The following is a 26,312-nucleotide window of genomic DNA, read 5'->3' as shown; positions in this document are numbered from 1 at the left end:
CCGAGGCCTGCCGTGCACGTCGTCCTCGTCCTCGACCATGCCCACGTCAACGGCGGCCAAGCCAAGGTCGCTCTCGACTCGGCGCTCGGCCTGCGGCGGCGCGGATACCGGGTCACGGTGTTCGCCGCGGTCGGCCCCGTGGACCCGAGGCTCGCCGAGAGCGGGGCGCGGGTCGTCTGCCTCGGGCAGGACGACATCGCTTCCACGACGAACAAACTCGCCTTCGCGGTGCAGGCGGTCTGGAACACCCGCGCCGCTGCGCGGCTCGCCGCCGAGCTGACCCTGTGCGACCCGCGCGACACGCTCGTTCACGTTCACGCCTTCGCCAAGGCGCTCTCGCCCTCGATCGGCACGGCGATCCGGCGCTCCGGCCTGCCGTGCCTCTACACGATGCACGAGTTCTTCCTCGTCTGCCCCAACGGCGGATTCTACGAGTATCCGGCCGACCGGATCTGCCACCGCACCCCGATGTCGGCCGCCTGCCTGACCACGAATTGCGATGCGCGCTCCTACCCGCGCAAGCTGATGCGGGTGGTGCGCCATCTCGGCCTGGAGCACGTCGCCGGTCTGCCCGACCTGTTCCGCCACGTCGTCACGATCAGCGCATTGCAGGAGCGGGTGATCGCGCCGCTCCTGCCGCCCCGCACGGTGTTCCACCGGATCGACAACCCGATCTCCGTCGAGCGCCACCCGCTGGAACGCGAGGGGCGCGAAGACTTCCTCTTCGTCGGCCGCCTCTCGACGGAGAAGGGGGCGCCGATCTTCGCTGAGGCGGCGCGGCGGGCGGGCCTGCGCCCGGTCTTCGTCGGCGACGGCCCGGCCGCGGACGATCTGAGGGCGCGCTATCCCGAGGCCGTGCTGCTGGGCTGGAAGGACGGCCCCGCGGTGCAGGCGCTGATGCGGCGGGCCCGCGCCCTGGTCTTCCCGAGCATCTGGTACGAGGGCCAGCCGCTCACGGTCTACGAGGCCCTGGCCTCCGGCTGCCCGGTGATCGTCTCGGATGCCTGCGCCGGCCGCGAGGCGGTCGAGGACGGCGAGAACGGGTTCTGGTTCCGCTCGGGCGACCCGGACGCGCTGGCCGCCCATCTCAGCCGCCTGTCCGATGACGGGCTCGCCGCCCGCATGGCCGAGCGCGCCTACGAGCGTTACTGGGCGGCTCCGCTCACCGTCGACGGGCATCTCGACCGGCTGGAGCAGGTCTACGGCCTCGTCCTGCGCGAGGCGCGGCCGCTCCCGCGGGCCGTCGAGCCGCCGGCTCTGCGCGGCGCGGCGCCGGCGGGCTCGTAACGCGGGCGACGCAACAGGATGGCCGCGCTCGCGTTGGTCGGCATGAGAGCCGCCATCATCGGCGGCGCGTGCGCAACGAGCAGCGAGGCCTTCATGTCCGACAAGACGCGAACCGGCGACGAGACCAAATCCACGACCAAGTCCACCGGGTTCCAGCAGGACGGCGCGGGCGACAAGTCCAATCCCGGCAACAGCCGCGAGGAGAAGGACGAGCGCCTCGACGAGGCGCTGGAGGAGACCTTCCCGTCGAGCGATCCGGTCTCGGTGAAGATCACGAAGTAGCGCGACCGGCCCTCAGGCGCAGGCGGCCAGACTCGGCTCCGGCCGAAGCATCCGCCGCGCCTCCAGGGCCGGAACCGGCCGTCCGAACAGGTAGCCCTGGGCCTCCCCGCAGCCCTCGGCGCGCAGCAACGCCCATTGGTCCTCGGTCTCGACGCCCTCCGCCACGGTGACGATCCCGAGACTGGCACCGAGCCCGATCACCGCCCGCACGATCGCCGTCGAGTGCAGATCCTCGCCGAGCCGCATCACGAAGGAGCGGTCGATCTTGATGGTGTCGAAGGGAAACTTCTGCAGGTAGCTCAAGGACGAGTAGCCCGTTCCGAAATCATCCATCGCGATCCGCACGCCGAGGTCCCGCAGGGCGTGGAGCGTCGCCACGTTGGCCTCGCTCGCGGCGAGCAGCACGGATTCGGTCACCTCCAGTTCGAGGCGCTCCGGCGCGAGACCGGACAGGGTGAGCGCCTCGCGTACCGTCGCCACGAGGCCGGGATCGCGGAACTGCACCGGCGAGAGGTTGACCGCGACCCGGACCGGAGCGCTCCAGTTGCCGGCCTGGGCGCAGGCTTGGCGCAGGACCCACGCGCCGAGCGGCCCGATCAAGCCGATCTCCTCGGCCAGCGGGACGAAGGCGGCCGGTGGGATCGCCCCCTCGACCGGGTGGTGCCAGCGCAGCAGGGCCTCGGATCCGACGATGGCGCCCGTGCGGGTCTCCACGACCGGCTGATAGGCCAAGGTGAGGTCGCCATGGGCGAAGGCCTCGTGCAGATCGGTCTCTCTCCGCCGCCGGGAGCGGGTCCAGCCGTCCATCGCCGCCTCGAAGGTGCGGGCGAGGCTGCCGCCCTCCGCCTTGGCCTGATAGAGGGCGAGATCGGCATTGCGCAGCAGGGTGTCGGCCTCGCTCCCGTGCTCGGGCAGGCAGGCGATGCCGATGCTCACGCCGATCCGGCATTCCCGCCCGCCGAGCCGGACCGGTCGCGACAGGGCCTCGACGATCCGCCCGGCGATCGTCCGTACCGTCGCGGCGTCGGGGTTGTGCAGCAGCACGGCGAACTCGTCGCCGCCCAGGCGCGCGACGAGATCCTCGCGGCGCAGGCAGAGGGAGATCCGCTCGGCCACCTCTCGCAGCAATGCGTCCCCGGCGGGATGGCCGAGGGTGTCGTTGACGAACTTGAACTTGTCGAGGTCGAGGCACAGCAGGGCGGCGCCCGCACCGAGGCGGGCGTGATCGGCGATCGCCTCGGCAAGGCGGGCAGCGAAGAGAACGCGGTTCGGCAGGCCTGTCAGCGCATCGTGATGGGCCATGTGGCTGATGCGCGCCTCGGCCCGGCGCTGCTCGGTCACGTCGATGGCCGCGCCGAGCACGGTCGACCGCCCCTCGAAGGTGAGGAAGCGTTCGAACAGGGTCACGTCGATCGCCGAGCCGTCGGCCCGCAGGTGCCGGTGCAGGTTGCCGCCGGAGGAGAAGCCGACCGCAGCGGTCGCCGCGAGGTCGGTCAGCTGACGGCTCAGGAAGGCGTCCCGGCTGTAGCCGTAATGCGTGATCGCCGCCTCGTTCACGGCGACGAAGCGGGCCGTCTCCCGATCCACCAGCCACATCGGCAGCGGGTTGCTCTCGAACAGGAAGCGGAACGACTCCTCCCTAGCCTTGATGTCGCCGACATCCGTCATGGCCACCGCGATGAGGTCGCCGATGGCGCGGGCCTCCACCCGCAGCGACAGGATCGTCCGGTCGGCGCGCGGCACGGCGAGTTCGAACACGGTGCGGTCCGAGCGCCCGAGGATGCCCGCCAGCAGCGGCGTCGCACCGAGCCGGGCCGGAACGACCTCGCCGAGGCGCTTCCATTGCAGGCTCTCGGCCGGCCGCTCGAAGATCTCGGCGGCGCCCTGGTTCAGGGCGACGATCTTGAAGTCGGCAACCGCGCCCTCGGCATCGCGCAGCGCGCCCAGCGCCATCAACCCCTGCCCGGTGGCGCCGAAGATCGCCCGCATCAATTCGGTGCGCACGCCCTCGGTATCGACGTGGATGAGAATGAGGGGCGGGCCGCCATGGGCGAGCGGAACGCCGACAAGCCCCCAGGTGGTGACGACGCCGTCGGTGATTCGGTCGCAGCGCGCGCTCGCCGGCTCGCCCCCGCGCAGGGCGGCGAGCGCGATTTCCTCGATCGGTCGGCGGATCTCGTCGGGGAGGCGGGCGAGGGGGAGGTCGCTGACCTCATCCTCGAACCAGTCGCGAAAGCCCGGACCGCCCCAGAGGATGCGGTCGGCCCGGCCCTCGCAGGTGGCGACGAGAGCGCAACGGTCGGCGAGGCGGCCGAGGCGCCCCAGCACGACGGAATCGTAGCTCGGCATCGCCCCGGGGCGGGTTCGGCAGCTGCGCCAGTGCTGGATCAGCGTGGCGTCCTGCACGCCGGCAGTCGGGTCTGGCAACACGCGGGCCGTGCTCCGGGAGGTTCGGAGCACGGCCTAAGCGGCAGAAGTTGAGGGCAAGTATATGAGCTGGCTACGCTATCCGGCCCAGGCGATGGCTCGCCCCCGACCGATCGAGAGCCGGTCGGGGCGGCCGATCTCTCGACTTACTGCTCCAGCAGGCGCCGGGCGATGACCTGCGCCTGGATCTCGGCGGCACCCTCGAAGATCGAGAGGATGCGCGCGTCGCACAGCACGCGGCTGATCTTGTATTCCAGCGCGAAGCCGTTGCCGCCGTGGATCTGCAGGGCGTTGTCCGCCGCCGCCCAGGCGACGCGGGCGCCGAGCAGCTTGGCCATGCCGGCCTCGAGGTCGCAGCGCTTGCCCTCGTCCTTCTCGCGGGCGGAGAAGTAGGTGAGCTGGCGGGCGATGTTGATCTCCACCGCCATCATCGCGAGCTTGTCGGCCACGCGCGGGAACTCGACCAGCGCCTTGCCGAACTGCACCCGCTCCTCGGCGTAGCGCAGGCCGATGTCGAGGGCCGACTGGGCCACGCCGATGGCGCGGGCCGCCGTCTGGATGCGGGCCGATTCGAAGGTCTGCATCAGCTGGGCGAAGCCCTTGCCCTCGACCTCGCCGAGCAGGTTGCCGGCCGGCACCGAGAAGCCCTCGAAGGAGAGTTCGTACTCCTTCATGCCGCGGTAGCCGAGCACCTCGATCTCGCCGCCGGACAGGCCCTCCACCGGGAAGGGGTCGGCGTCGTCGCCGCGCGGCTTCTCGGCGATCAGCATGGAGAGGCCTCGATGGCCCTTCTCCTCGGGCTTGGTCCGCACGAGCACGGTCATGATGTCGGCGCGCACGGGGTGGGTGATCCAGGTCTTGTTGCCCGTGATCTTCCAGACATCGCCCTCCTTCACTGCCTTGGTGCGGAGCGAGGCGAGGTCGGAGCCGGTGTTCGGCTCGGTGAAGACGGCGGTGGGCAGGATCTCTCCGCTCGCGATCCGGGGCAGGAATCGCTGCTTCTGCTCCTCGGTGCCGCCGCACAGGATCAGCTCCGCGGCGATCTCGGAACGGGTGCCGAGCGAGCCGACGCCGATATAGGCGCGCGACAGCTCCTCCGAGACCACGCACATCGCGGCCTTGGGCATGCCCATGCCGCCGTATTCCTCGGGGATGGTGAGGCCGAACACGCCGAGTTCGGCCATCTTCTCGATGATCGACATCGGGATGTAGGCGTTCTCGAGGTGCCATTCGTGGGCCTGCTCCACCACCTCGGCCTTGCCGAAGCGGCGCATCTCGGAGCGGATCGCCTCCATGTCCTCGTCGAGGCCCGAGGCGCCGATCGTGGCCGCGCCGGCGCTGGTCGCCTCGCGGATCCGGGCCACGAGCGCGGCGCGGTTGGCCGGGGTGTTGCCCTGGGCGATCACGGCCTCAATGGCGGGGGTGCGGAAGCCGGCCAGCTCGGAGGCCTCGAAGCCGAGCGAGGAGGTCGGGCGCACCATCTCGCCCTGGCTCATCGGGATGCCGCCGAAGATCTGATCGAGATACTCGCCCATGCCGATCTTCACGAGCAGCGCCTCGGTCTCGCCGAAGGCGCCCTCGCTCTGCAGCCGCTCGGCATAGTCGGCGAGTTCGCGCACCGCCTCGCCGTAGGTGGCGAGCCAAGCCAGACCGTGGGCGGCGTGCTGCTCGCGCTCCAGCGCGCCGGCGTCGAGCTTGCCCTCGGGTCCGGCCACGCGCGCCTTCACGCGGGCGGTGGCCTCCGCGACGAGGGCCCGCGCGCCCTCGGCAGCGTCCTTGGCCAGGGCCACGAAGTCCTTCGGGTCGTTGGCGGGCTGGATGGCGGGAGATGCGGCCATGTCTGTCTCTCTGCGGAGTGGATCTGTGGTTTCTTATAGCCGGGATCGCCGGCACAATAGTGGTTTCTCGTCGCCGCATCCCCGTCTTTAGGCTGAATTCATCATACAGTTCACCGGCTTGGACCCGTCGAAGACCGGCCCGCCGAGGGACCCGTGGCGAGGCCGACGCCGGCGGCGGCCACCGCCATCCCGCCGATCTGCACGAGGGTGAGCGCCTCCCCGAACATCGCGTAGGCGATCGCCGCCGAGACCGGCGGCACGAGGAAGAACAGCGAGGCCACGCCCGCCACCGCCCCGCGCCGGATCAGCGCCATCAGCAGGAGGATGCCCGCCACGGAGTTGACGAGGACGGACCAGCCCATGCCCAGCGCCAGCGGCAGGCTCGGCTGCAGATGCGTTTCCCCGGCGAGCAGGGCGAGCGGCACGGCGAAGGCGGTGCCGCCGACGAATTGCAGGCAGGCATTGGTGACGAGGTCGGCACCCGCCGCCTTGCGCTTCTGCCAGAGAGTGCCGGCGGTCATCGCCAGCATCGCGGTCAGGCACACGGCGAGCGCGTCGGGCGGGATGCCCGCGGCATCGACCGCCCCGAGCTTCGGCACGAGCACCAATCCCGCTCCGAGGAAGCCGAGCCCGATGCCCGCCCAACGCTTCGCCCCCACCCGCTCCCCGAGCAGCGGCTCCGAGGCGGCGGCCGTCAGCAGCGGCTGCAGGCTGCCGACCAGGGCGGCGATGCCGGCGGGCAGGCCGCGATGCACCGACCAGAACACGCCGGCCACGTAGATGCCCTGCATCAGCACGCCCGCGACCATCCCGTCGCGCCAGCCGGCGCCGGTCCGGGGCCAGCGCGAGCGCAGCGCCAGCGCGATTGCTCCCAGCACCGCCGCCACCAGGGCGAGCCGGACCGCGACGAAGGCCAGCGGCTCGGCGAACGGCGCCACGTAGCGCGCGGCGACGAAGCCGCTCGCCCAGATCAGCACGAAGGCGGCCGGGATCAGACGGGAGAGAAGCATCGGCATGGCGCCCGGCAGGCAGCACGCCGGGGGCACCGAGGCAAGCAGGGCGGAATCTTCCCAGCCATGCCGGTGACGGATCGCTCGCTTCACCGTTGACGGGGGCGGGCCGAATGCCCGTATGAAGCCCGTCCGCCCCAACCCTCGTGCGAGAAGCCGCGTCCTCCCTTGAGCCGTCTGTCTTGAGCCGCCTGCGAAAAGTTCTCGACGTGACGGGCATCGCCGCGCAGCGCTTCGTCGCCCATGACGGCTGGGCGATCGCGAGCCACATCGCGCTGTCGATGCTGACCTCGCTGTTCCCGTTCCTGATCCTGCTCGCGGCGCTCGCCGGCCTGATCGGCACCAAGTCGCTGGCCGACGAGGCGGGTACGCTGATCTTCGACGCGGTGCCGCGGGAGGTGGCCAAGCCCATCGTCGGCGAGGTGCATCGGCTGCTCACCGAGCAGCGCGGGGGCGTGCTCACGCTGGGCGCCCTGCTCGCGCTCTACTTCTCCTCCTCGGGCGTCGAATCCCTGCGGGTCGGGCTCAACCGGGCCTACGGTATCCGCGAGATGCGGCCCTGGTGGCTCACCCGGCTCGAATCGATCGGCTACGTGGTCTGCGGCGCCTTCGCGATGCTGGCCTTCGCGCTGCTCGTGGTGCTGGGGCCGCTGATCTGGCGCCAGCTCGTCTTCGTGGCGCCCGGGCTGGAGCCCCTGGGACTCACGGTCGCCATCGGACGCATCGGGGTGACGGCGGTCTTGATCGCGCTGGTGCTGATCATCGCCCACAAATTCGTGGCCGCCGGGCGGCGCGCGGTTCTCTCGGTGCTGCCGGGCATCGCCGTGACGCTGGTGCTCTGGTTCCTGGCCGGCCTCGGCTTCGGTTTCTACCTCGACCGCTTCTCGAACGCCTACGCCTCGACCTACGGGGGGCTGGCCACGGCGATGGTGTTCCTCGTCTTCCTCTACTGGCTCGCGGCGATGTTCCTGTTCGGGGGCGAGGTGAACGGCACGGTCATCGCGGCCCGGCGCCAGCGTCTTCAGGCACGGATGCGGGCGCGTCAGGCGGAGGCCGCGCGCCAGAGCGGGGAGCCGCTGCCGAAGCCCCTGTCGAACCCTCTCCCATGACCTTGCGCTCGCGGGCGAGTTCCGCGAGCCGCTCGATCCGGATGCCGCGAGGCGGCAGGTCGATCAGGAAGCGCTCGGCGATCTCGGCGAGCACGAAATCCGGCCGGACGCCTTCGAGGTAGTGCCAGTCGATGCCCGTCGACCAGAGGAAATGCACCTCGCGGAAGCGGTCGGCGAAGAGCGCGGTCAGCGTGGCGACGGGGCTGTGGGCGGTGTGCTGCGCGTAGGAATCGCCGAAGATCACGAGCCGGCGCGGATCGGCGCCGGGATCGTCGTTGCGAAACACCGCATGCGTGCCGAGATGCGCGTCCCCGCCGCGCCCGAGCGCCTCCATCTCGGTCAGCAGGCCGTTGGCGTAGGTCCGCCGGGCGCCGCTCGCGAAGGCGCTGCCGGGCGCGGTCTCCGTGCGGTGGGGGCCGAACTTGCGGCCGAGATCGCCCGAGAACGGGACCGGGCCGGCCTCGCGCCGGGCTTCGAGATCGGCGCGCGGCGGCAGGCCCATCCGCGCGAGGATGGCCCGGTGGGCGATGTCGCAGCCGCGATGCGTCCAATGGGTGTCGGTGCGCAGGTAGAGCGGCGGGCCGTCGCGCGCCGCCCGCAATGGCCCGACGAGATCGACCCAGGCGCGGGCGCCGGGCGAGCCCGTCAGCCACCGGGCCAGCCGCAGGGCGGGCGCGCGGGCCGGGTCGAAGGCCAGCCCCTCGGCGAGCTCGGGATAGATCGTCAGCTTCTCGGGCGCGACGGCGTGAAGATAGAGCGCGCCGAGCCGGGCGCAGGCGCGCCTTCGTGTCTCGATGATCCGGCGCCAGCGCCACAGCGTCCTGCGGGAGACGCCCGGCCGGCCGTACTGCTCCAGAACCCGGTTGTTGCCGCGGGTCAGGAAGAGCCAGCCGTCCCGGCCCTCGTACAGGTCGTCGGCCGGATCGGTGGGGGAGGTCATGCGCTGGTTCTAGCGGGGGAGCGGGCCACCGCCAAACCCTCCTCCTCCGCGGGGGAGGGTGCCCGCTTCAGCGGGCGGGAGAGGGGAGCGACGCTTCCGGACAATGCGGAGCCAGCCCCTCACCCGAGCCCCTTCGGGGGCCACCCTCTCCCGCAGCGGGGAGAGGGATAGGCTGCGTATCTACCCGCCGAACAGCCGCTTGAGGCCGGCCAGCAGGCCGCCGCTGCGCGCGGGCTCCGGCTGCGCCGTCTCGGAGGTGGCCGGCGCCGGAGCGGAGGCCTTGGCCGAGGCGACCACCGTCTGGACGAGGCCGAGCGCGGCCGTGTCCGTGGTCTCGCGATCGATCAGGATCAGGCTGCCGGTGTCGCGGTTCTCGACATACGGATCCACGGCAATCTGCCGGTCGAGCGTCAGGGTCACGTCGCCGATATCGTTGACCGCGAGTCTGTCGGCCGGACCGGCCTGCCCGGTCTCGGGGTCGATCCGGCGGTGGACCGCCTTCACCACGGCGTTGACCGTCTGCGTGCCGACCTTGGCCCAGAGGCTCGACCCGGGAGCGAGTTCGGTCTCGGCGGCCCAGAACAGGCGCACGTCGAGGCTGTCGGTCAGCGTCAGCGGCGCGTCCGAGGTGGCGATCACGGCGCCGCGGGAGGCGTCGATCTCGTCGGCGAGCACCAGCGTGACCGACTGACCCTCGCTCGCCCGCTCCAGATCGCCGTCGGCGGTGAAGATGCGGGCGATGGTCGAGGACTTGCCCGACGGCGCGACGGTGACGGCGTCGCCCGGCGCGATCGAGCCCGAGGCGATCAGGCCGGAGAAGCCGCGGAAGTCGGAATTCGGTCGGTTCACCCACTGCACCGGCATGCGGAAGGCGGCGGCGCGCTCCTCCGACTTCACCGGCACCTCTTCGAGGTAGCGCAGCAGCGGCACGCCCGCGTACCAGGTCGCGGCGGTGCCCGGCAGCACGACGTTGTCGCCGTTCTTGGCCGAGAGCGGGATCGCCCGCACTTCGGAGAAGTTCAGCGGCGCGGCGAAGGCCTGGAAACCCGAGACGATGGCGTCGAACTTGTCCTGCGACCAGCCGACGAGATCCATCTTGTTGATGGCCAGCGCGACCCGGTGGATGCCGAGAAGCGAGACGAGCAGCGCGTGGCGCCGCGTCTGGCGGGTCAGCCCGTGGCGGGCATCGACCAGGATCACGGCGACATCCGCCGTCGAGGCGCCGGTCGCCATGTTGCGGGTATACTGCTCGTGGCCGGGGGTGTCGGCCACGATGAAGGAGCGCCGCTCGGTCGAGAAGAAGCGGTAGGCGACGTCGATGGTGATGCCCTGCTCGCGCTCGGCCTGGAGGCCGTCCACCAGCAGGGCGAGATCGACCTCGCCGCCCTGCGTACCGTGCTTGCGCGAGTCGCGCTGCAGCGCGGTCACCTGATCGTCGAAGATCTGCTTTGTGTCGTGCAGCAGCCGCCCGATCAGGGTGGACTTGCCGTCATCGACCGAGCCGCAGGTGATGAAGCGCAGCACCTCCTTGTTCTGGTGCTTGTGCAGGAAGGCTTCGTAGCCGAACGCCTCCGGGGACTGATGGATCGTCATCAGAAATAGCCCTCCTGCTTCTTGCGCTCCATGGCGCCGGCGCCGTCCTTGTCGATCACCCGGCCCTGGCGCTCCGAGGTGCGGGCGGCCAGCGTCTCGCCGATGATCTCCGGCAGGGTCGCGGCCGGGCTCTCGACCGCGCCGGTGAGCGGGTAGCAGCCGAGCGTGCGGAAGCGGACGGTTCGCAGTTCCGGCGTCTCGCCCGCCTCCAGCGGCAGGCGCTCGTCATCGACCATGATGAGCTGGCCGTCGCGCTCGACCACAGGCCGCTCGGCGGCGAAGTAGAGCGGCACGATCGGAATGTTTTCCTGCTCGATGTAGAGCCAGATATCGAGCTCGGTCCAGTTCGAGAGCGGGAACACGCGGAAGCTTTCGCCGCGCCGCTTCTTGAAATTGTAGAGGTGCCACGGCTCGGCGCGCTGGCGCTTGGGGTCCCAGCGGTGCTGCGCGTTGCGCAAGCTGATGATGCGCTCCTTGGCGCGGCTCGCCTCCTCGTCGCGGCGCGCGCCGCCGAAGGCCGCGTCGAACTTGTACGTGTCGAGCGCCTGCCGCAGGGCCTGCGTCTTCATCACGTCGGTGTGCACTTCCGAGCCGTGGCTGACCGGGCCGATGCCTTTGGCGAGCCCGTCCTGGTTGGTGTGCACGATGAGTTCGAGGCCGAGCTCCTTCACGCGCCGATCGCGGAAGGCGATCATCTCGCGGAACTTCCAAGTCGTGTCGATGTGCATCAGGGGGAACGGCAGGCGTCCCGGCGCGAAGGCCTTGAGCGCCAGATGCAGCAGGACGGAGGAGTCCTTGCCGATCGAGTAGAGCATCACCGGGTTCTCGGCCTCGGCGACCGCCTCCCGGAAGATGTGGATGCTCTCGGCCTCCAGACGCTGGAGATGCGTCAGGCGGGTGCGCGCGGGCGCGGCGACGGCGGCGCTCATCAAACCAGTTCCCTTCTCTGTTCGCGTGAGGTCGCGGCGCTCGCCGGCTCCTCGAAAGCGGCGGCTTCCTGTCCGGGAGCCACGTCCTTCAAGGTTTCTTCGCCTTCGGGGGCGTGCAGGTGCAGGCCGCACTCCCGCTTGGATTCCTGTTCCCACCACCAGCGGCCCGCGCGCTCGTCCTCGCCGATCTTCACGGCGCGGGTGCAGGGGGCGCAGCCGATCGAGGGGAAGCCGCGATCGTGCAGGGCGTTGTAGGGAATGAAGTTGTCGTGCACGAAGCGGTCGATGTCGGCGCGCGACCAGTCGGCCAGCGGGTTGACCTTGATCAGCCCGCGGCCCTCGTCGGCCTCCGCCAGCGGCGTGTCGGCCCGGTTGGCCGACTGGCCGGCGCGAAGCCCCGTGAACCACGCCGCCGCGCCGTCGAGGGCGCGCCCGAGCGGCTCGACCTTGCGGAAGCCGCAGCAGGCCTGCCGCGCGGCCACCGAGTGGCGGAAGCCGTTGATGCCCTCGCGCGCCACGAAGTCCTCCTCGGCCACCCGCTCCGGCGCGTAGACGCGGATGCGGATGCCGTAGGCGGCCTCCGTCTCGGTCCAGACGTCGTAGGTCTCGGGGAAGAGCCGGCCGGTATCGAGGGTGACGATCTCGGTACGGCCCTTGTTCAAGGCGAGCGCGTGCGTGAGCGCCTGATCCTCGATGCCGAGACTGGTGGTGAAGACGAGCCGGCCGGGGATGCGGTCCTCCACGAGGCGGATGCGCCCCCGAAGATCCTGCCCCGCCATGGCTTCGGCGAGGTCCCGGGCCGCCCGGACGAGGGCAGCGGTCATGTGCGTAAAATCGGATTGCCTGCTTGTCGGAGTTCTGAAATGTTCGCTATAACGAACGCTGTCAAGGCGTCGGTGCCGCTGCGCACGCAATCCTGCGCTGCGGCGCGAATGACCCGGCAACGACCTTCAGGGCGGATCGTTGCCGGTAATAGAAAATATTCTTCTCAGTAAGGTGTTGCGCGGCCCGGCCTCCGGCGAGGTCGTTACGGCGCGCGATCCTCGCTACGAGCTTTGGAGAGGCCCCTTGGATTCCATCGACCTGAAGATCCTCGCCCTCCTGCAGAAGGACGCCACGCTCTCCATCGCCGCCATCGGCGAGCAGGTCGGGCTGTCGCAGACCCCGTGCTGGAAGCGCATCCAGCGGCTGGAGGCCGACGGCGTGATCGACCGGCGCGTTGCCGTGCTCGACCCGGTGAAGCTCGGGCTCGGCCTCACCGTCTTCGTCTCCATCGAGACGGCCGATCATTCCAAGGACTGGCTGGAGCGATTCGCGGACCGGATCGCGGCGATGCCGGAGGTGCTGGAATTCTACCGCATGGCCGGCGACGTCGATTACATGCTGCGCGTCGTGGTCGCCGACATGGCCGCCTACGACACCTTTTACAAGCACCTGATCGCGACGCTTCCTCTCAAGAACGTGACCTCGCGATTCGCGATGGAGAAGGTCAAATCCACCACCGCCCTGCCGCTGCCGGCACCCCCGCCACGGGGGCGGCCCGAGCCGCGCCTCTCGGTGGTTGGAGAATAATCTTCCTTTTTGCGTCGCAGCAACGAACAATCTCTTCTCTTCTCCGGGCGTTCTTTAAAACGGACATTTCGCCGTTGACAGCGGCGCCACGGCAGACGACATGGCACCCACGATGTCCAGGCAAGCACTCCTCCCCCGCACCGCTCCCTTCGGAGATCAGGAACGGGCCCATCTCGACGCGGCGCTCTGCGCGGCGACGCCGATCCAGCGCGCGTGGCTCACGGGCTTTCTCGCGGGGCTCGACGCCGCCTCCGGCCAGCCCGCCGCGGCGGTCGCGGCCCCGGTCGCGCCTCCGAAGGCGGCCGAGCCGCTGACGATCCTGTTCGCTTCCGAATCGGGCAATTCCGAAAAGCTCGCGAGCGACGTGAACAAGCTCGCACGCAAGCAGGGCTTCAAGCCGAAGATCGTGGACTTCGCCGATCTCGACCTCGCCACGCTGCCCAAGGCCGGCAAGCTCATCGCCATCGTCGCGACCTGGGGCGAGGGCGAGCCGCCGGCCCGCGCCGTGCGGGCCTACGGCGAGCTGATGGGCGAGGATGCCCCTCGGCTGGACGGCGTCCAGTTCGGCGTGCTGGCTCTCGGCGACACGAGCTACGCCGAGTTCTGTGCCATCGGGAAGGCGCTCGACGCGCGCTTCGAGGCTTTGGGCGCCAAGCGGGCCGCGGACCGCGCCGATCTCGACCTCGATTTCGAGAAGCCGGCCGCCGACTGGATCAAGGGCGCGCTGAAGGCGCTGGCGCCGGCAGAAGTCCCGGCCGACAACGTCGTGGCGGTCGATTTCCGCGCCGGCGCCGAGGACGAGGACGGCGAGGTCAGCCGCGAGCCGGTCGTGGTCGAGGTGATCGACCACGTGAACCTCAATTCGTCCCGCTCCGACAAGGAGACGATCCATCTCGCCCTCGAATTCGAGGGTGGCGCGCCGGCCTACGAGCCGGGCGATTCCCTGGAGATCTTCCCGGAGAACGACCCGCAGCTCGTGGACGAGATTCTGCGCGCCACCGGGCTTGCTGGCGACGAGGCCTTGCGCCGGGCGCTGCTGGCCGAGCGCGACATCACCACGCTCTCGCCCACCACGGTCGAGCGCTTCGCCAAGGCGACCGGCCATGCCGACGCGCAAAAATTCGTCGAGAGCGGCGAGGTGAAGGCCTGGATCGAGGGGCGCCACCTGATCGACCTGATCGAGCGCTTCCCGACCGCGCTGACCGCCGAGCACCTCAACACCGTGACCCGGCCGCTACCGCCGCGGGCCTACTCCATCGCCTCCTCGCGCAAGGAAGTCGGCGACGAGGTCCATCTCACCATCGCGGCCGTGCGCTACGAGACTCACGGCCGCGCTCGCGCCGGCGTCGCCTCGGTGCATGTGGCCGACCGCATCGCCAACGGCGCCAAGCTGCGGGTGCGGGTGAAGCCGAACAAGCATTTCCGCCTGCCCTCGGACCCGGCCACCGACATCATCATGGTCGGTCCCGGCACCGGCGTGGCGCCGTTCCGCGCCTTCGTGCAGGAGCGCCGCGCCACGGAAGCGCCGGGCCGCTCCTGGCTGTTCTTCGGCGACCGCCACTTCACCCACGACTTCCTGTACCAGCTCGAATGGCAGGACGCGCTGGAGGACGGCTCGCTGGCCAAGATCGACGTGGCTTTCTCCCGCGACCAGCCGGAGAAGATCTACGTTCAGGATCGGATCGACGCACATGCCGCCGAGGTGGTGGAATGGCTCGATGGCGGTGCCCATTTCTACGTCTGCGGCGACGCCAAGAACATGGCCAAGGACGTGCGCGCCGCCGTGGTGCGCGCCTTCGAGAGCGTGAAGGGCCTGAGCAGCGCCGATGCCGAGGCGCATGTCGCCTCGCTGGAGCGCGCCCGTCGCTACCAGCAGGACGTTTACTGAAGTTCACCTAACCCTCCCCCTCTGCGGGGGAGGGTGCCGAGCGCAGCGAGGCGGGAGAGGGGCAGTGCGACGGCGCCGAGGAAGGCGCGGCCCGTGCTGTCGAGACTTTTCCGGACAGGGCGCTCCCCTCTCCCGACCCTCGCTGAAGCGAGGGCTACCCTCCCCCGCAGAGGGGGGAGGGCTGAGTGCGAAACGGATCACCGCCATGGACGACCACAAGCCGATCGACACCCCTGATGGCCCCGCCGTGGACACGCCCGGCATCGGCGCGCGCCGCTACGAGACGCCGCCGACCGACCGCCCGATCACGGATGCGGAGGCCGCCCGTGCCGCGGGGCTCGCCCATAACGAGCACCTGAAGATCGCCAGCGGCTACCTGCGCGGGGGCCTCGCCGACGGGCTCCTCAAGCACGCCACCGGCGCGATCTCCGAGGATGACGGCCAGCTCGTCAAGTTCCACGGCATGTACATGCAGGACGACCGGGACATCCGGGCGGAGCGCACCAAGAAGAAGCTCGAGAAGGCCTACAGCTTCATGATCCGCCTGCGCATCGCGGGCGGCGTCGTGACGCCCAAGCAGTGGCTGATCCTCGACGACATCGCCACGACCTATGCCGGCGGGGCGCTGCGCGCGACCACGCGCCAGACCTTCCAGTATCACGGCGTCATCAAGTCGAACCTCAAGCGCACCATGGCGGCGATCGACGCGGCGCTGCTCGACACCATCGCCGCCTGCGGCGACGTCAACCGCAACGTCATGGCCGCGACCAACCCGGCCCAGGCCGGCGCCCACAAGGCCGCGCTCCAACTCGCCAAGGACATCTCCGACACCCTGCTGCCGAAGACCGGCGCGTGGCGCGAGATCTGGCTCGACGGCGAGCGCGTGGTCGGCGGCGAGGATGCGGCCGAGGTCGAGCCGGTCTACGGCAGGACCTACCTGCCGCGGAAGTTCAAGACCGTGGTCGCGGTGCCGCCCTCCAACGAGGTCGACATCTTCGCTCACGATCTCGGCTTCATCGCCATCCTCGACAAGAAGAACCGCGTGACGGGCTGGAACGTCACCGTCGGCGGCGGCATGGGCATGACCCACGGCGAGACCGATACCTTCCCGCGCACCGCCGACGTGATGGGCTTCTGCAAGCCGGAAGACGCCCTCAAGGTCGCCGAAGCGGTGATGACGGTCCAGCGCGACTGGGGGAACCGCAAGAACCGCAAGAACGCCCGGCTCAAGTACACGATCGAGCGCTTCGGGCTCCACGCCTTCCGGGCCGAGGTCGAGAAGCGCATCGGCAAGCAGCTGGGTGAGCCCAAGCCCTTCACCTTCGAGGGCAACGGCGACCGCTACGGCTGGGTCGAGGGCGAGGACGGGCGTCACCACCTCACGCTCTACGTGCCGTCGGGCCGCATCAAGGACATCGAGGGCGGACCGCAATTCCTCTCGGGCCTGCGCCGGATCGCAGGCGTCCACGAGGGCGATTTCCGCCTCACCGGCAACCAGAACGTCATCATCGCCAACGTGCCGGCGGACAAGAAGCCTGAGATCGATGCGCTCGTCGACGAGTACGGCCTGACCCGGGGCGCCTCGGCGATCCGGCGCAGTTCGCTCGCCTGCGTCGCGCTGCCGACCTGCGGTCTCGCGCTGGCCGAGAGCGAGCGCTACCTGCCCGATCTCCTCACCGAGTTGGAGGAGAGCCTCGCCCGGCACGGCCTGCAGGAGAAGGAGATCACGATCCGCTCCACCGGCTGCCCGAATGGCTGCGCCCGGCCCTTCATCTCCGAGATCGGCCTCGTCGGCCGCGGCCCCGAGCGCTACCACCTCTATCTCGGCGCCGCCTTCGACGGCTCCCGCCTGAGCAAGCTCTACCGCGAGGATGTTACGGCGAGCGAGATCAAGGACACGCTGGAGCCCCTGTTTGCCGCCTACGCCAAGGATCGGCAGCCGGGCGAGCATTTCGGTGACTTCGTGATCCGGGCAGGCTTCGTGGCCAGGACCGGCAACGGTCCGGACTTCCACGAGCACACGGGGCCGTTGCGGGCGGCTTGAAGCCGGCATCCGCGCGGGGATTTGCTTCGGGACGCGCTTTCGTCCGTGCGAGGCGAAGCCAAAGCAATCCAGGGCGCAATCCCGTCGGAGGAAGTCGCGCCCTGGATCGCTTCGCTCACGCGCGCGATGACGGAGCGTGGCACAACCAGAAGCGTTCAGTCGAAAGTCGTACGATCCCGCTTTCCGGTCGATGGGATCGGAGACGGGATGACCGAGCCCGCGCGGCGGAAGCCATTCAGGCCGGCACCACCGCCACGTTGTCGATGAGCCGCGTCTTGCCGAGATAGGCGGCCACGAGCACGCGCGCCTCCCGCTCGGCCCGTTCGACGGGCTGGAGCGTCTGCGCGTCGCGCACCTCCAGATATTGCACCGGGCCGAAACCCGCCGCCGTCAGCGCCGCGATCCCCTCGGCGACGAGCGGCCCCGCCTCAGCGCCGCGCGCGAGACGCTCGGCGATGTCGGCCAGCACCGCGTGGAGGCGCGGGGCGATCGATCGCTCGCTCGGATCGAGGTAGCGGTTGCGCGAAGAGAGGGCGAGGCCGTCCGTCTCGCGTAAGGTCGGCACGCCCTCGATGGTCACGGGCAGGTCGAGGTCGCGGGTCACGGCCCGGATCACCTGCAATTGCTGGAAATCCTTCTCGCCGAACAGGGCGATGTCGGGCTGCACTTGGTTGATCAGCTTGGTCACCACGGTGGCGACCCCGGAGAAGTGCCCCGGCCGGAAGCAGCCGCACAGACCCTCCGCCGCCGGGCCGGGCTCGATGCGGGTCGAGAAGCCCGTTGGGTACATGGTCTCGACGCTGGGAAGCCATGCCGCGTCGGCGCCCGCCTGCGAGAGGAGCGCGAGATCGGCCTGGGTGTCGCGTGGATACTGCGAAAAATCCTCGGTCGGGCCGAACTGGGTCGGGTTCACGAAGATGCTGACGATCGCCCGCCGGCCGATCGCCTTGGCATGCGTCACTAGGGCGAGGTGGCCCGCATGCAGCGCGCCCATGGTCGGCACCAGCACGATCCGGTCGCCGCCCCGGCGCCACGCGTCGACCCGCGCGCGCAAGGGTCCGAGGGTATCGAAGCGGAGGGTGGTGTCGGGCATGGGGCTGCTCGCGGAGTGACGATGCGCGCGGCACAGGTAGGCCCGCTTTCCTCCCGGCGCCAGCGCAACGGGCCGACGGCTTGGGCGATCAGGGACAGTAGCGCAGGGGCCGCCCGAACGGGTCGTCGTAGCCGAGCCCCGGCCGGAAGCCGTAATAGCTCGGCTTGCCCAGGCCGTAGGCCGAGCCGACATAGCTTGGGTCGTCGGGGGCGTCGGTCGGCACCGGGGCGATCCGCGGCGCGCATCCGGCGAGACGCCGGGGGAGGGGACGGGGCGGCCGGTCGACGATCGCCTCGCCGTCGCCGCGGGGAAAGAAGCGCGGGGCCGAGGGCGGCAGCGGGGTGGCCGTCCCGAATTCCGACAGGTCCGCCGCCGGAACCGGTGCGCCGAAGACGAGGATGAGGGCAAGGGCGAGGAGGGCACCGCGTGCCCGCTGCCAACCGCCCGTCATCGCAAGGAAACTCCCGTCCGATCCTGAAGAAAAAGCCTGGCAGCGGATGGTGAACGAATCCTTACCGCGCCCCGCGCTCACCCGCGCGGATAGACGATCACCGAGAGATAGGTCATCGGCGTCCGCAACAGCTTGGCCGGTCCGTGCAGGCCGTTGGAGTCGAACATCAGCGCGTCGCCGGGCTCCAGGTGATAGTCCTGGCCGGAATGGTGGTAGAGCACCTCGCCGCTCAGCATGTAGATGAACTCCGTGCCGACGTGGCGGAAGCTCGTATAGGCCTCCGCCTCGGTCTCCAGGGTGATGAGGTAGGGCTCCACCACCACGTCGCCGCGGATGCCGGCGCCGAGCAACTCGTAGAGATGGCCGACCTTGGTGCCGCGCCGCTCGATCGGCACGCCCTGGCCGCGCTTCACGTAGCTGCAGTCGCGGGTTTCCTCGAAGGCGGCGAAGAGGGCCGTGATCGGCACGTTCAGGGCCGAGGCGATCGAATTGATCGAGGCGAGCGAGGGCGAGATCGCGCCGTTCTCGATCTTGGAGATCATGCCCGGCGAGATGCCGGCCGCGGCGCCGAGATCGGCCACCGAGAGGTCGCGCTCCCGTCGCAGCAAGCGAACCTGATGGCCCAGGGCCTTTTCGAGGGGACGTTCCTCGACGGCGGGCGCGTTCGACGCTGTGCTGAGCATGGATCCCTGGCTGCCTCCTCGCACCGTGCGGTGCACACCCATTATGACGCGGGTTTTCGCAGGCGCCACTGGGGCGAAGCGGCAAGGGCAGCGGCACACCGTCCGGCCGCCGGCACGGAAGGCCCGATCATGGGCCGCCCGGAGAGCGCAGGCCATGCAAAGGACGGGCGCTCCGTGGCCGTTAGGGGCGAGCACGGATGCGGGGGCCGATCCCGCCTGTTTCGGATGGGCAAGATGAGCCCGACGCGGAAGTCGAAATCATCCACAGATCGACGCGTAAGCGTGTGGCTCGGGTGCAACAAGGGCAGGGAATGAATAATAATCTGTAATTATTCCAGTTCTGGAGTCCTGTTTGATTGGAGAAGTTTCATCCGTCTGGTCAGTGATTTGTGTTCTTTGAAACGTCTAGCCTGGAAAGCGTCTAACGTGCTGCGGAACTTGCATCATTCGGGTAATTCCGTCTGGTCTTCACCGGTCGGTGCAGGAGATGGGAAGTCCGGTGGGCGAGAGGACCGATGCCATGCAGGGAGTATCGGTCGATGCCCTCTACCGTCACGAGGGCCTGAAACTGCGGCGCCTGCTTGCGCGCCTGCTCGATAATCCGGCCGATGCCGCCGATGCGAGCCAGGAAACCTATCTGCGCATGGTCGCCGCGCTGTCGCGCACGAGCGTCGAGCATCCGACGGCTCTGCTCTTCCGCATCGCCACAAACGTCGCCCTGCGGATGCGCAACCGGCGCCGTCTGGAGAACAGCCTGTTCGCGCCGAAGACCGATATCGAATGGGAGGAGATCGCCGACGGCTACGCCCTGCCGGAGCGGGAGACGATCGCCCGGCAGGAATTGAGGCGCCTCGCGCAGGCCATCGACGAACTGCCTCCCCGCTGCCGCGAGGTCTTCCTGCTCAGCCGCTTCGACGGGCTGGCGAACGGGGAGATCGCCGCGCGTCTCGGCATCTCGCGGAACATGGTCGAGAAACACATCATCCGGGCTCTCCTGCACTGTCGGCGCAGCCGCCTCGATCTTTTTTGAGCGGACGGGATCAGGAGATCAGCCCGTCGTTGATCTATGAGGAGCAGGAGAGCGCTGCGCCGATCCGGCCGCGCTGGGGCCCGGAGGGCGTAGACGTGGCCGGCGGCGAGGAGGCGGAGGGCGAGGGCGGCGAGGATCCGATCTACGAGGCCGCCGCCACCTGGGTCGCGCGGCTCTCCTCCTCCGACGCGAGCGCCTCCGATCGCAACCGCTTCGAGCGCTGGCGGGCGGCCGATCCGGCCCATGCCGCGGCCTATGCGGAGATGGACGCGCTCTGGCGCAGGCTCGGGCATCTGCCCGATCCCCGCCCGCGCCGGGGTGGTGCGAAGACGCTCGCGGGCCTCGCCCTCGCGCTGCTGCTCGGGGGTGCCCTGGTCTCGCAATCGCCTCTCCTCGACCGGCTGCGCGCCGACCACTGGAGCGGCGTCGGCGCGATCGAGCGCGCGACGCTCGCCGACGGCAGCCGCGTCGATCTCAACACCGATACGGCGATCGCCCTGCGTTTCAGCGAGGGAGAGCGCGGCGTCGAACTGCTGCGCGGCGAGGCGAGCTTCGACGTCGCCCCGGATGCCGACCGGCCCTTCGTCGTGCGGGGACCCGGCTTGAGCGTGCGCGCGATCGGCACCCGCTTCTTCGTGCGTGCGGACGGCGCGAGCAGCCCGGTCGGCGTGGCCGAGGGGCGGGTCGCCGTCTCGGCGGCGGGCCGCCACGCGGTGGTCTCGGCCGGCGAGGCCGTCCGGGTCGATGCCGACGCGTCCCTCACCGTGGCGGCGGCGGACGTGGAGCGGGCGATGGCCTGGCGCGAGGACCGGCTCCTCTTCTCCGGCGAGCCGCTCGCGCGCGTCCTGGCCGAACTCGGGCGCTACCGCCACGGACGGATCGTCCTGCTCGACCGGCGGCTCGGAGAGCGGCGCGTGACGGGCGCCTTCGATCCCCGCAACACCGACGAGGCGCTCGACGCGATCGCCGCGACCATGGGCGTGCGCATCCGCCGGCTCTCGCCCCTGCTGGTCCTGGTCGGGTCGCCCGTGTGACGCGCCTCCAAAAAGTTCGCCTCCCGACGTCAGGAGAAGGCGCTCCCGTTGATCTTAGTCGGTGAGAGGGCAGAGAGCGCGAAGCGCGCCAGCCCTCCCGACGGATCGATGGGGCTCTGACATGGTGGCGCAGCGGCGCGGGTTTTCACACAGGCGGTTGACGGTGTTCGCCCTGGCTGGCGTGTCGCTCGGGGTGATGGAGCAGGCCGCGACCGCCCAGGCCTCTCCCGCGAAACGTGTCCTCGACGCGGCGGTGCCGGCCGTGCCGACGGCGCTGACGGACAGCCGGCACCGCCGCCTCAGCATCCCCAGCGGCTCGCTGGAGACGGGGCTCGTCGCCTTCACCGAGCAGGCCGGCGTCAAGCTCGTCTACCCGACCGAACTGACGGCGCGGCTGGAGACGCAAGGGGTCGACGGCACCTTCTCGCCCGTCGAGGCGCTGACCAAGCTCCTGGAGGGCACCGGTCTGACCTATCGACCGGCGGGCGCCTCGACCATCACGCTGGTCAATCCGCGCTACGTCCAGCTCGGCGCGGAGCCGGCGGGGGCGGTGACGCTCGACGAGCTGCACGTCCAGGGGCAGGCGACGCGGCAGGGCCGCGCCGCCGCTGCTGCCGCCGGCCTGCCGCCGCCCACCGGAACGGTCGGGCAACCGCCCGTCCCCTATGCCGGCGGTCAGGTCGGCTCGGGAACCCGGGTCGGCTTCCTCGGCAACCGCTCCCTCCTGAAGACGCCCTTCAACATCACGGGCTACACGGAAAAGCTGATCGAGGACCAGCAGGCTGTGTCGCTCGCCGACGTCGTGCTGAACAACCCGTCGGTGCGCAACGACGCGCCGCCCTACAGCGAGCGCGATTCCTACTTCATTCGCGGCTTCTCGGTCACCAACCTCGACACGGCCTTCGACGGCCTGTTCTACCTTGCCAACCCGCGGCGCAGCTTCACGGAGGGTCTCGAGCGCGTCGAGATCCTGCTGGGCCCCTCCGCGCTCCTGAGCGGCGGCACCGGCCGCGTCGGCGGCACGATCAACCTCATCCCCAAGCGCGCCTACGAGGAGCCGTTCGCCCGGCTCACCACGACCTATCTCAGCGATGCGCAGATCTGGACGCATGCCGACCTGAGCCGCCGCTTCGGCGACTTCAAGGAATGGGGCGTGCGCTTCAACGGCGCCTACCGCACCGGCGCCACGCCGCTCGACAACAACGCGATCGAGGTCGGCGTCGCCGCGCTGGGCCTCGACTATCGCGGCGACCGCTTCCGCGCCTCGCTCGACATGACCCACTCGACGCAGAACGTCACGGCGCCGACCTCGCTGTTCAACGCGGTCGCGCCGGGCATTCCGATCCCTCGCGCTCCGAACAACCGGCGCAACACCGCGAACCCGTTCGAGTACAACGACAGCCGCTACGGCATGATCGCGGGCCGGGCCGAATACGACATCCTGCCCGACACGACGGTCTACATCGCCGGCGGCGCCAGCCGCTACAACGAGGACTTCCTGACCTCGAACTATCGCGTGACGAGCGTGACCGGGCTGGCGACCAACCTGCTCGCGATCCAGCCCCAGGAGATCCAGGGCCTGAGCGGCGAGGTGGGCCTGCGCACCCGCTTCCGCACCGGCTTCCTCGACCATCAGGTGAACATCGCGGCCGTCGAGGCGAACAACAAGAACTTCCGCAGCGGCTTCGTCCCGCCCGTCTTCACGCCCTACACGATCAACATCTACAATCCGACCTATCTGCCGACCGGATCCATTCCGACGATCGGGCTTCCCCGCTCGGCCTCGCAGCCGCTCTTCGCACAGCTCTCCGCGCGCAGCGTGGCCATCGCCGACACCCTCTCGTTCTTCGGCGACGACCGCTTCCTGCTGACGCTGGGTGGGCGCTACCAGGAGATCGACCAGCAGGGCTTCGCCACCCGGCCGGGTCCGACGCAGGGGCAGGTGACCTCGAATTACCAGGAGAGCCGCTTCAGCCCCTCCATCACCTTCGTGCTGAGCCCGTTCGAGAACCTGTCCTTCTACGGCAACTACATCGAGTCGCTCGACCCGGTGGCCAGCGCGCCCGTCACGGCGGTCAATCGCGACGAGCTCTTCCCGCCCGCCGTCGGGCGGCAGAAGGAGATCGGCGTCAAATACGATTTCGGCACGGTGACGGCCACGGCCTCGCTGTTCGAGATCGAGCTGGCGAGCGCCTTCACCGATCCGGCGACCAACATCTACTCGGTCAGCGGCCGTCAGCGGAACCGCGGCGTCGAACTCAACGTGTTCGGCGAGGTCGTCCCGGGCCTGCGGCTTCTCGGTGGCGTCACCTTCATCGACGCCGAACTGGTTCGGGCCAACAATCCGGCGGCCAACGGCAAGGCGGCGCCCGGCGTGCCCGACACGGCCTTCAACCTCTACGCCGAGTACGACCTGCCGCCGTGGCTGGCGCCGGGCCTGACCCTGACGGGCCGGGCGATCTACACCAGCAGCATGTTCTACGATCAGACCAACACCCAATCGGTGCCGGACTGGACGCGCTTCGATGCGGGCCTGCGCTACACCACCGTGGGCGCGAACGGGAAGCCGGTCGTTCTCCGCGCCCTCGTCCAGAACCTTCTGGACAATTCCTACTGGGCCTCGGCCGCCCGCGGCTTCCTGGCCGTCGGCGCGCCGCGCACCTTCATCGTCTCCGCATCGGTCGACTTCTGATCCTTCCCGCAGCCTCCGTGGCGGACGTGCGGAGCCGAAACGAAAGCAGGCCCGCGGTCTCCCACGGGCCTGTCGTGCTTCCGGCATCGGGGCCGGAGGCGATCCGCCGTCTCGAACCTAGAACGGGATGTCGTCGTCGAGGTCGTAGTTCGGCTTGGCGCCGCCGCCGCCCGAGGAAGGCCGGCGGTCGCCGCCGCCGGAGCGGCTCGAGCCGTAATCCTCGCGTCCGCCGCGATCGCCGCCGCGATCCCCGCCTCTGTCGCCGCCACGGCTGATCTGGCCGCCGCCCTCATCCTCGCCCGCGAACTCGCCGCCGCCCCCGCCGCGTCCATCGAGAATCGTCATCTCGCCGCGGAAGCGCTGGAGCACCACTTCGGTCGTGTACTTTTCCACGCCCGACTGGTCGGTCCATTTGCGGGTCTGGAGCTGGCCCTCGATGTAGACCTTCGAGCCCTTGCGCAGATATTGCTCGGCCACCCGGGCGAGGTTGTCGTTGTAGATCACGACCGAGTGCCACTCGGTCTTTTCCTTGCGCTCGCCCGACGCCTTGTCCTTCCAGGACTCCGAGGTCGCGATGCGCAGGTTCACCACGGGGTCGCCCGAGGACAGGCGCCGGGTCTCGGGATCGCGCCCGAGGTTGCCGACCAGAATCACCTTGTTGACGCTGCCCGCCATCTCATCTCTCCATCCGGTCCGATCTCACAGGGCATCTTCGTTCACGCCCGCGATGGCGACGACTCTGGGCGTCCCGCCCGGTCGGAGCAAGCGGCCCGCGCCGCTTGTGCCCGTTTCCCACCGATCCGTCGCCCCCAATGTTCTATCTTTGTTCGTCTCCTCGGACAAGCGCCGCGGCGCAGGCCCGCGCGTGATCCCGGTTCAGGACACCTTGACGACGAGCTTGCCGAAATTAGCGCCGCGCAGCATCCCGGCGAAGGCGGTCGGGGCGTTCTCCAAACCCTCGACCACATCCTCGCGGCCCTGGACCCGGCCCGCCCGGAGCCAGCCGCCGACATCGCGCAGAAAATCGTCCTGCAGCGCGGCGAAATCCCAGACGATGAAGCCGCGCAGGGTCAACCGCTTGGTGAGCACGGCACGCATCAGCAGGGGGGAGCGGTCGGGGCCGGGGGGCAGTTCGCTCAGGTTGTAGCCCGAGACGAGGCCGCAGACCGGCACCCGCGCGAAGTCGTTGAGCAGCGGCAGCACCGCGTCGAACACCGCCCCGCCGACATTCTCGAAATAAACGTCGATCCCGTCCGGGCAGGCGCGGGCCAGCGCCTCGGGAAAGTCGTCGGCGCGGTGATCGACCGCCGCGTCGAAGCCGAGCGTCTCGGTCAGGTAGGCGCACTTTTCGGGGCCTCCGGCGATGCCCACCGCCCGCGCGCCCTTGAGCCGGGCGACCTGGCCGACGAGGGAGCCGACCGGCCCGGTCGCGGCGGCCACCGCCACGGTCTCTCCCGCCTTCGGCCGACCGATTTCGAGGAGGCCGGCATAGGCGGTCATGCCCGGCATGCCGAGGATGCCGAGGAAGCGGCTCGGCGGTCCATCGGCCGGGTCGAGGCGGCGCAGGCCTTGGCCGTCCGAGACCGCGTAGTCCTGCCAGCCGGATTGGCTCAGCACGAGATCGCCCTCGGCGAAGGCCGGATTTTCCGAGGCAACCACCTCGCTCACCGTCTGGCCGACCATGACCTCGCCGATCTCGACGGGCTTGGCGTAGGATTTCGCCGCGCTCATCCGCCCGCGCATGTACGGGTCGAGGGAGAGCCAGCGGGTCTGCAGCAGAACCTCCCCCGGTTTCGGTGCCGGCATGCGCCCTTCCTCCAGGCGAAAATGCTCGGGGCGCGGCTCGCCGTGCGGGCGCGCGGCCAGCACGATCCGACGGTTGACGATGGCCATGGGGCCTCCGGCTGTTCGCGAAACGGAACCGGGCAGATGGGTCGCGCGCTGGTTCCGGCAATGCAGGGTGGGGCATGCAGGGAGGTCGGGCATGGTGTGGAAGGCAGCGGCGGTGACGATGGCGGTACTGGCAGCGAGCGGTCCGGTGGGCGCGGCGGAGGGCGATCCGCTGGCGGGCTACCGCTGGAAGTCCCGGGTGCTGGTGCTGGCCGCCCCCGATCCGGACGACGCCCGGCTCATGGCCCAGCGTCAGGCGCTGGCCTCGGCGCGTGCGGGCACGGCGGAGCGCGACCTCGTCACGGTCGAGGCGGTGGGCACGGGCGCGCAGGCTCTGCGACTGCGCCGGCATCTCGGCCTGCCGGACGGGTCCTTCAGGGCGGTTCTCGTTGGCAAGGACGGCGGCGCCAAGCTCACCGCGGCCGATCCGATCCCGCCGCAGCGCCTGTTCTCGACGATCGATGCGATGCCGATGCGCCGGGACGAGGCCAAGGGGCGCTGAGGGGCGAAGGCACGCTTA

The 26,312-nt window shown here is 70.0% G+C and carries 22 protein-coding genes; 10 read left to right on the top strand and 12 right to left on the bottom strand.

Annotated elements, in window-relative coordinates; genetic code table 11:
• Nucleotides 1-12: 12 nt before the first annotated feature.
• Nucleotides 13-1,287 carry a glycosyltransferase family 4 protein gene (locus BY998_RS09845; RefSeq protein WP_110351446.1) on the top strand — a complete coding sequence of 425 codons (1,275 nt, stop codon included), beginning with the start codon at nt 13-15 and terminating at the stop codon, nt 1,285-1,287.
• 93 nt (nt 1,288-1,380) lie between these two features.
• Nucleotides 1,381-1,569 (top strand): hypothetical protein, encoded by a 189-nt coding sequence (locus BY998_RS09840; RefSeq protein ID WP_110351513.1) that lies wholly within the window; start codon nt 1,381-1,383, stop codon nt 1,567-1,569.
• 12 nt (nt 1,570-1,581) lie between these two features.
• Here the strand turns inward: BY998_RS09840 and BY998_RS09835 are convergent, their stop codons facing one another.
• The 3 genes from BY998_RS09835 to BY998_RS09825 form a co-directional block, all read right to left on the bottom strand.
• Complete coding sequence (locus BY998_RS09835) at nt 1,582-3,996, bottom strand: EAL domain-containing protein (protein WP_181425477.1); 2,415 nt, start codon at nt 3,994-3,996, stop codon at nt 1,582-1,584.
• A 146-nt stretch (nt 3,997-4,142) separates the two neighbouring features.
• Complete coding sequence (locus BY998_RS09830; protein ID WP_110351444.1) at nt 4,143-5,834, bottom strand: acyl-CoA dehydrogenase family protein; 1,692 nt, start codon at nt 5,832-5,834, stop codon at nt 4,143-4,145.
• A gap of 110 nt (nt 5,835-5,944) precedes the next feature.
• On the bottom strand, nt 5,945-6,850 hold the full coding sequence (locus tag BY998_RS09825) for a DMT family transporter (RefSeq protein WP_110351512.1): 906 nt from the start codon (nt 6,848-6,850) through the stop codon (nt 5,945-5,947).
• A gap of 176 nt (nt 6,851-7,026) precedes the next feature.
• Between BY998_RS09825 and BY998_RS09820 the strand changes: the two genes are divergently transcribed.
• Nucleotides 7,027-7,953 carry a YihY/virulence factor BrkB family protein gene (locus tag BY998_RS09820; protein WP_110351443.1) on the top strand — a complete coding sequence of 309 codons (927 nt, stop codon included), beginning with the start codon at nt 7,027-7,029 and terminating at the stop codon, nt 7,951-7,953.
• Here the strand turns inward: BY998_RS09820 and BY998_RS09815 are convergent.
• The 4 genes from BY998_RS09815 to BY998_RS09800 all read right to left on the bottom strand — a co-directional run bounded on the left by BY998_RS09815 (nt 7,841) and on the right by BY998_RS09800 (nt 12,239).
• Nucleotides 7,841-8,893, bottom strand: coding sequence for a hypothetical protein (locus BY998_RS09815; protein WP_110351442.1), 1,053 nt, complete (start codon nt 8,891-8,893; stop codon nt 7,841-7,843). The two genes, BY998_RS09820 and BY998_RS09815, sit on opposite strands and share 113 nt — an antisense overlap.
• 180 nt (nt 8,894-9,073) lie before the next feature.
• Nucleotides 9,074-10,486: a sulfate adenylyltransferase subunit CysN gene (gene cysN / locus BY998_RS09810; protein ID WP_110351441.1), complete on the bottom strand. Its 1,413-nt coding sequence runs from the start codon at nt 10,484-10,486 to the stop codon at nt 9,074-9,076.
• Nucleotides 10,486-11,415, bottom strand: a complete 930-nt coding sequence (cysD, locus tag BY998_RS09805) for a sulfate adenylyltransferase subunit CysD (RefSeq protein WP_110351440.1) — start codon at nt 11,413-11,415, stop codon at nt 10,486-10,488. The genes cysN and cysD overlap by 1 nt, the downstream gene beginning before the upstream one ends.
• A complete protein-coding gene (locus BY998_RS09800; RefSeq protein WP_110351439.1) occupies nt 11,415-12,239 on the bottom strand; it encodes a phosphoadenylyl-sulfate reductase in 825 nt (274 codons plus the stop codon). Before BY998_RS09800 ends, cysD begins: the two co-directional genes overlap by 1 nt.
• A gap of 244 nt (nt 12,240-12,483) precedes the next feature.
• Here BY998_RS09800 and BY998_RS09795 point away from each other — a divergent pair, with 244 nt between their 5' ends.
• From BY998_RS09795 to BY998_RS09785, 3 genes are all read left to right on the top strand, one after another.
• A complete protein-coding gene (locus BY998_RS09795; RefSeq protein WP_110351438.1) occupies nt 12,484-12,987 on the top strand; it encodes an Lrp/AsnC family transcriptional regulator in 504 nt (167 codons plus the stop codon).
• Nucleotides 12,988-13,099: 112 nt separating this feature from the next.
• Entirely contained in the window at nt 13,100-14,875 is a 1,776-nt protein-coding gene (locus tag BY998_RS09790; protein WP_110351437.1) for a flavodoxin domain-containing protein, read from the top strand.
• 205 nt (nt 14,876-15,080) lie between these two features.
• Nucleotides 15,081-16,919: an NADPH-dependent assimilatory sulfite reductase hemoprotein subunit gene (locus tag BY998_RS09785; RefSeq protein WP_110351436.1), complete on the top strand. Its 1,839-nt coding sequence runs from the start codon at nt 15,081-15,083 to the stop codon at nt 16,917-16,919.
• Nucleotides 16,920-17,154: 235 nt separating this feature from the next.
• Here the strand turns inward: BY998_RS09785 and panC are convergent, their stop codons facing one another.
• The 3 genes from panC to BY998_RS09770 all read right to left on the bottom strand — a co-directional run bounded on the left by panC (nt 17,155) and on the right by BY998_RS09770 (nt 19,146).
• Nucleotides 17,155-18,012: a pantoate--beta-alanine ligase gene (gene panC, locus BY998_RS09780; RefSeq protein WP_110351435.1), complete on the bottom strand. Its 858-nt coding sequence runs from the start codon at nt 18,010-18,012 to the stop codon at nt 17,155-17,157.
• An 88-nt stretch (nt 18,013-18,100) separates the two neighbouring features.
• The gene (locus BY998_RS09775) at nt 18,101-18,463 is read right to left on the bottom strand and encodes a hypothetical protein (protein WP_110351434.1); all 363 of its coding nucleotides are present in this window, start codon (nt 18,461-18,463) and stop codon (nt 18,101-18,103) included.
• A gap of 77 nt (nt 18,464-18,540) precedes the next feature.
• Nucleotides 18,541-19,146, bottom strand: a complete 606-nt coding sequence (locus BY998_RS09770; RefSeq protein ID WP_110351433.1) for an XRE family transcriptional regulator — start codon at nt 19,144-19,146, stop codon at nt 18,541-18,543.
• 520 nt (nt 19,147-19,666) lie between these two features.
• Here BY998_RS09770 and BY998_RS09765 point away from each other — a divergent pair.
• From BY998_RS09765 to BY998_RS09755, 3 genes are all read left to right on the top strand, one after another.
• Nucleotides 19,667-20,176 (top strand): sigma-70 family RNA polymerase sigma factor, encoded by a 510-nt coding sequence (locus BY998_RS09765; RefSeq protein ID WP_181425472.1) that lies wholly within the window; start codon nt 19,667-19,669, stop codon nt 20,174-20,176.
• Between the two features lie 95 nt (nt 20,177-20,271).
• Nucleotides 20,272-21,210: a FecR domain-containing protein gene (locus tag BY998_RS09760; protein ID WP_110351511.1), complete on the top strand. Its 939-nt coding sequence runs from the start codon at nt 20,272-20,274 to the stop codon at nt 21,208-21,210.
• 157 nt (nt 21,211-21,367) lie between these two features.
• Entirely contained in the window at nt 21,368-23,902 is a 2,535-nt protein-coding gene (locus BY998_RS09755; RefSeq protein ID WP_110351431.1) for a TonB-dependent receptor, read from the top strand.
• 117 nt (nt 23,903-24,019) lie between these two features.
• Here BY998_RS09755 and ssb read toward each other — a convergent pair whose 3' ends face one another.
• Both ssb and BY998_RS09745 read right to left on the bottom strand, forming a co-directional pair.
• Entirely contained in the window at nt 24,020-24,577 is a 558-nt protein-coding gene (ssb, locus tag BY998_RS09750; RefSeq protein WP_110351430.1) for a single-stranded DNA-binding protein, read from the bottom strand.
• Between the two features lie 201 nt (nt 24,578-24,778).
• Entirely contained in the window at nt 24,779-25,795 is a 1,017-nt protein-coding gene (locus BY998_RS09745; RefSeq protein ID WP_110351429.1) for an NADP-dependent oxidoreductase, read from the bottom strand.
• A gap of 91 nt (nt 25,796-25,886) precedes the next feature.
• On the opposite strand from BY998_RS09745, the gene BY998_RS09740 reads away from it, so the two are divergent.
• Complete coding sequence (locus BY998_RS09740; protein WP_110351428.1) at nt 25,887-26,294, top strand: DUF4174 domain-containing protein; 408 nt, start codon at nt 25,887-25,889, stop codon at nt 26,292-26,294.
• Nucleotides 26,295-26,312: the final 18 nt, after the last annotated feature.

The organism is Methylobacterium sp. B4 (genome assembly GCF_003201865.1).
Classification (GTDB): Bacteria; Pseudomonadota; Alphaproteobacteria; order Rhizobiales; family Beijerinckiaceae; genus Methylobacterium.
Note: the sequence above shows the minus strand (reverse complement) of the source record. Positions and strands in the feature narration are given on the sequence as shown.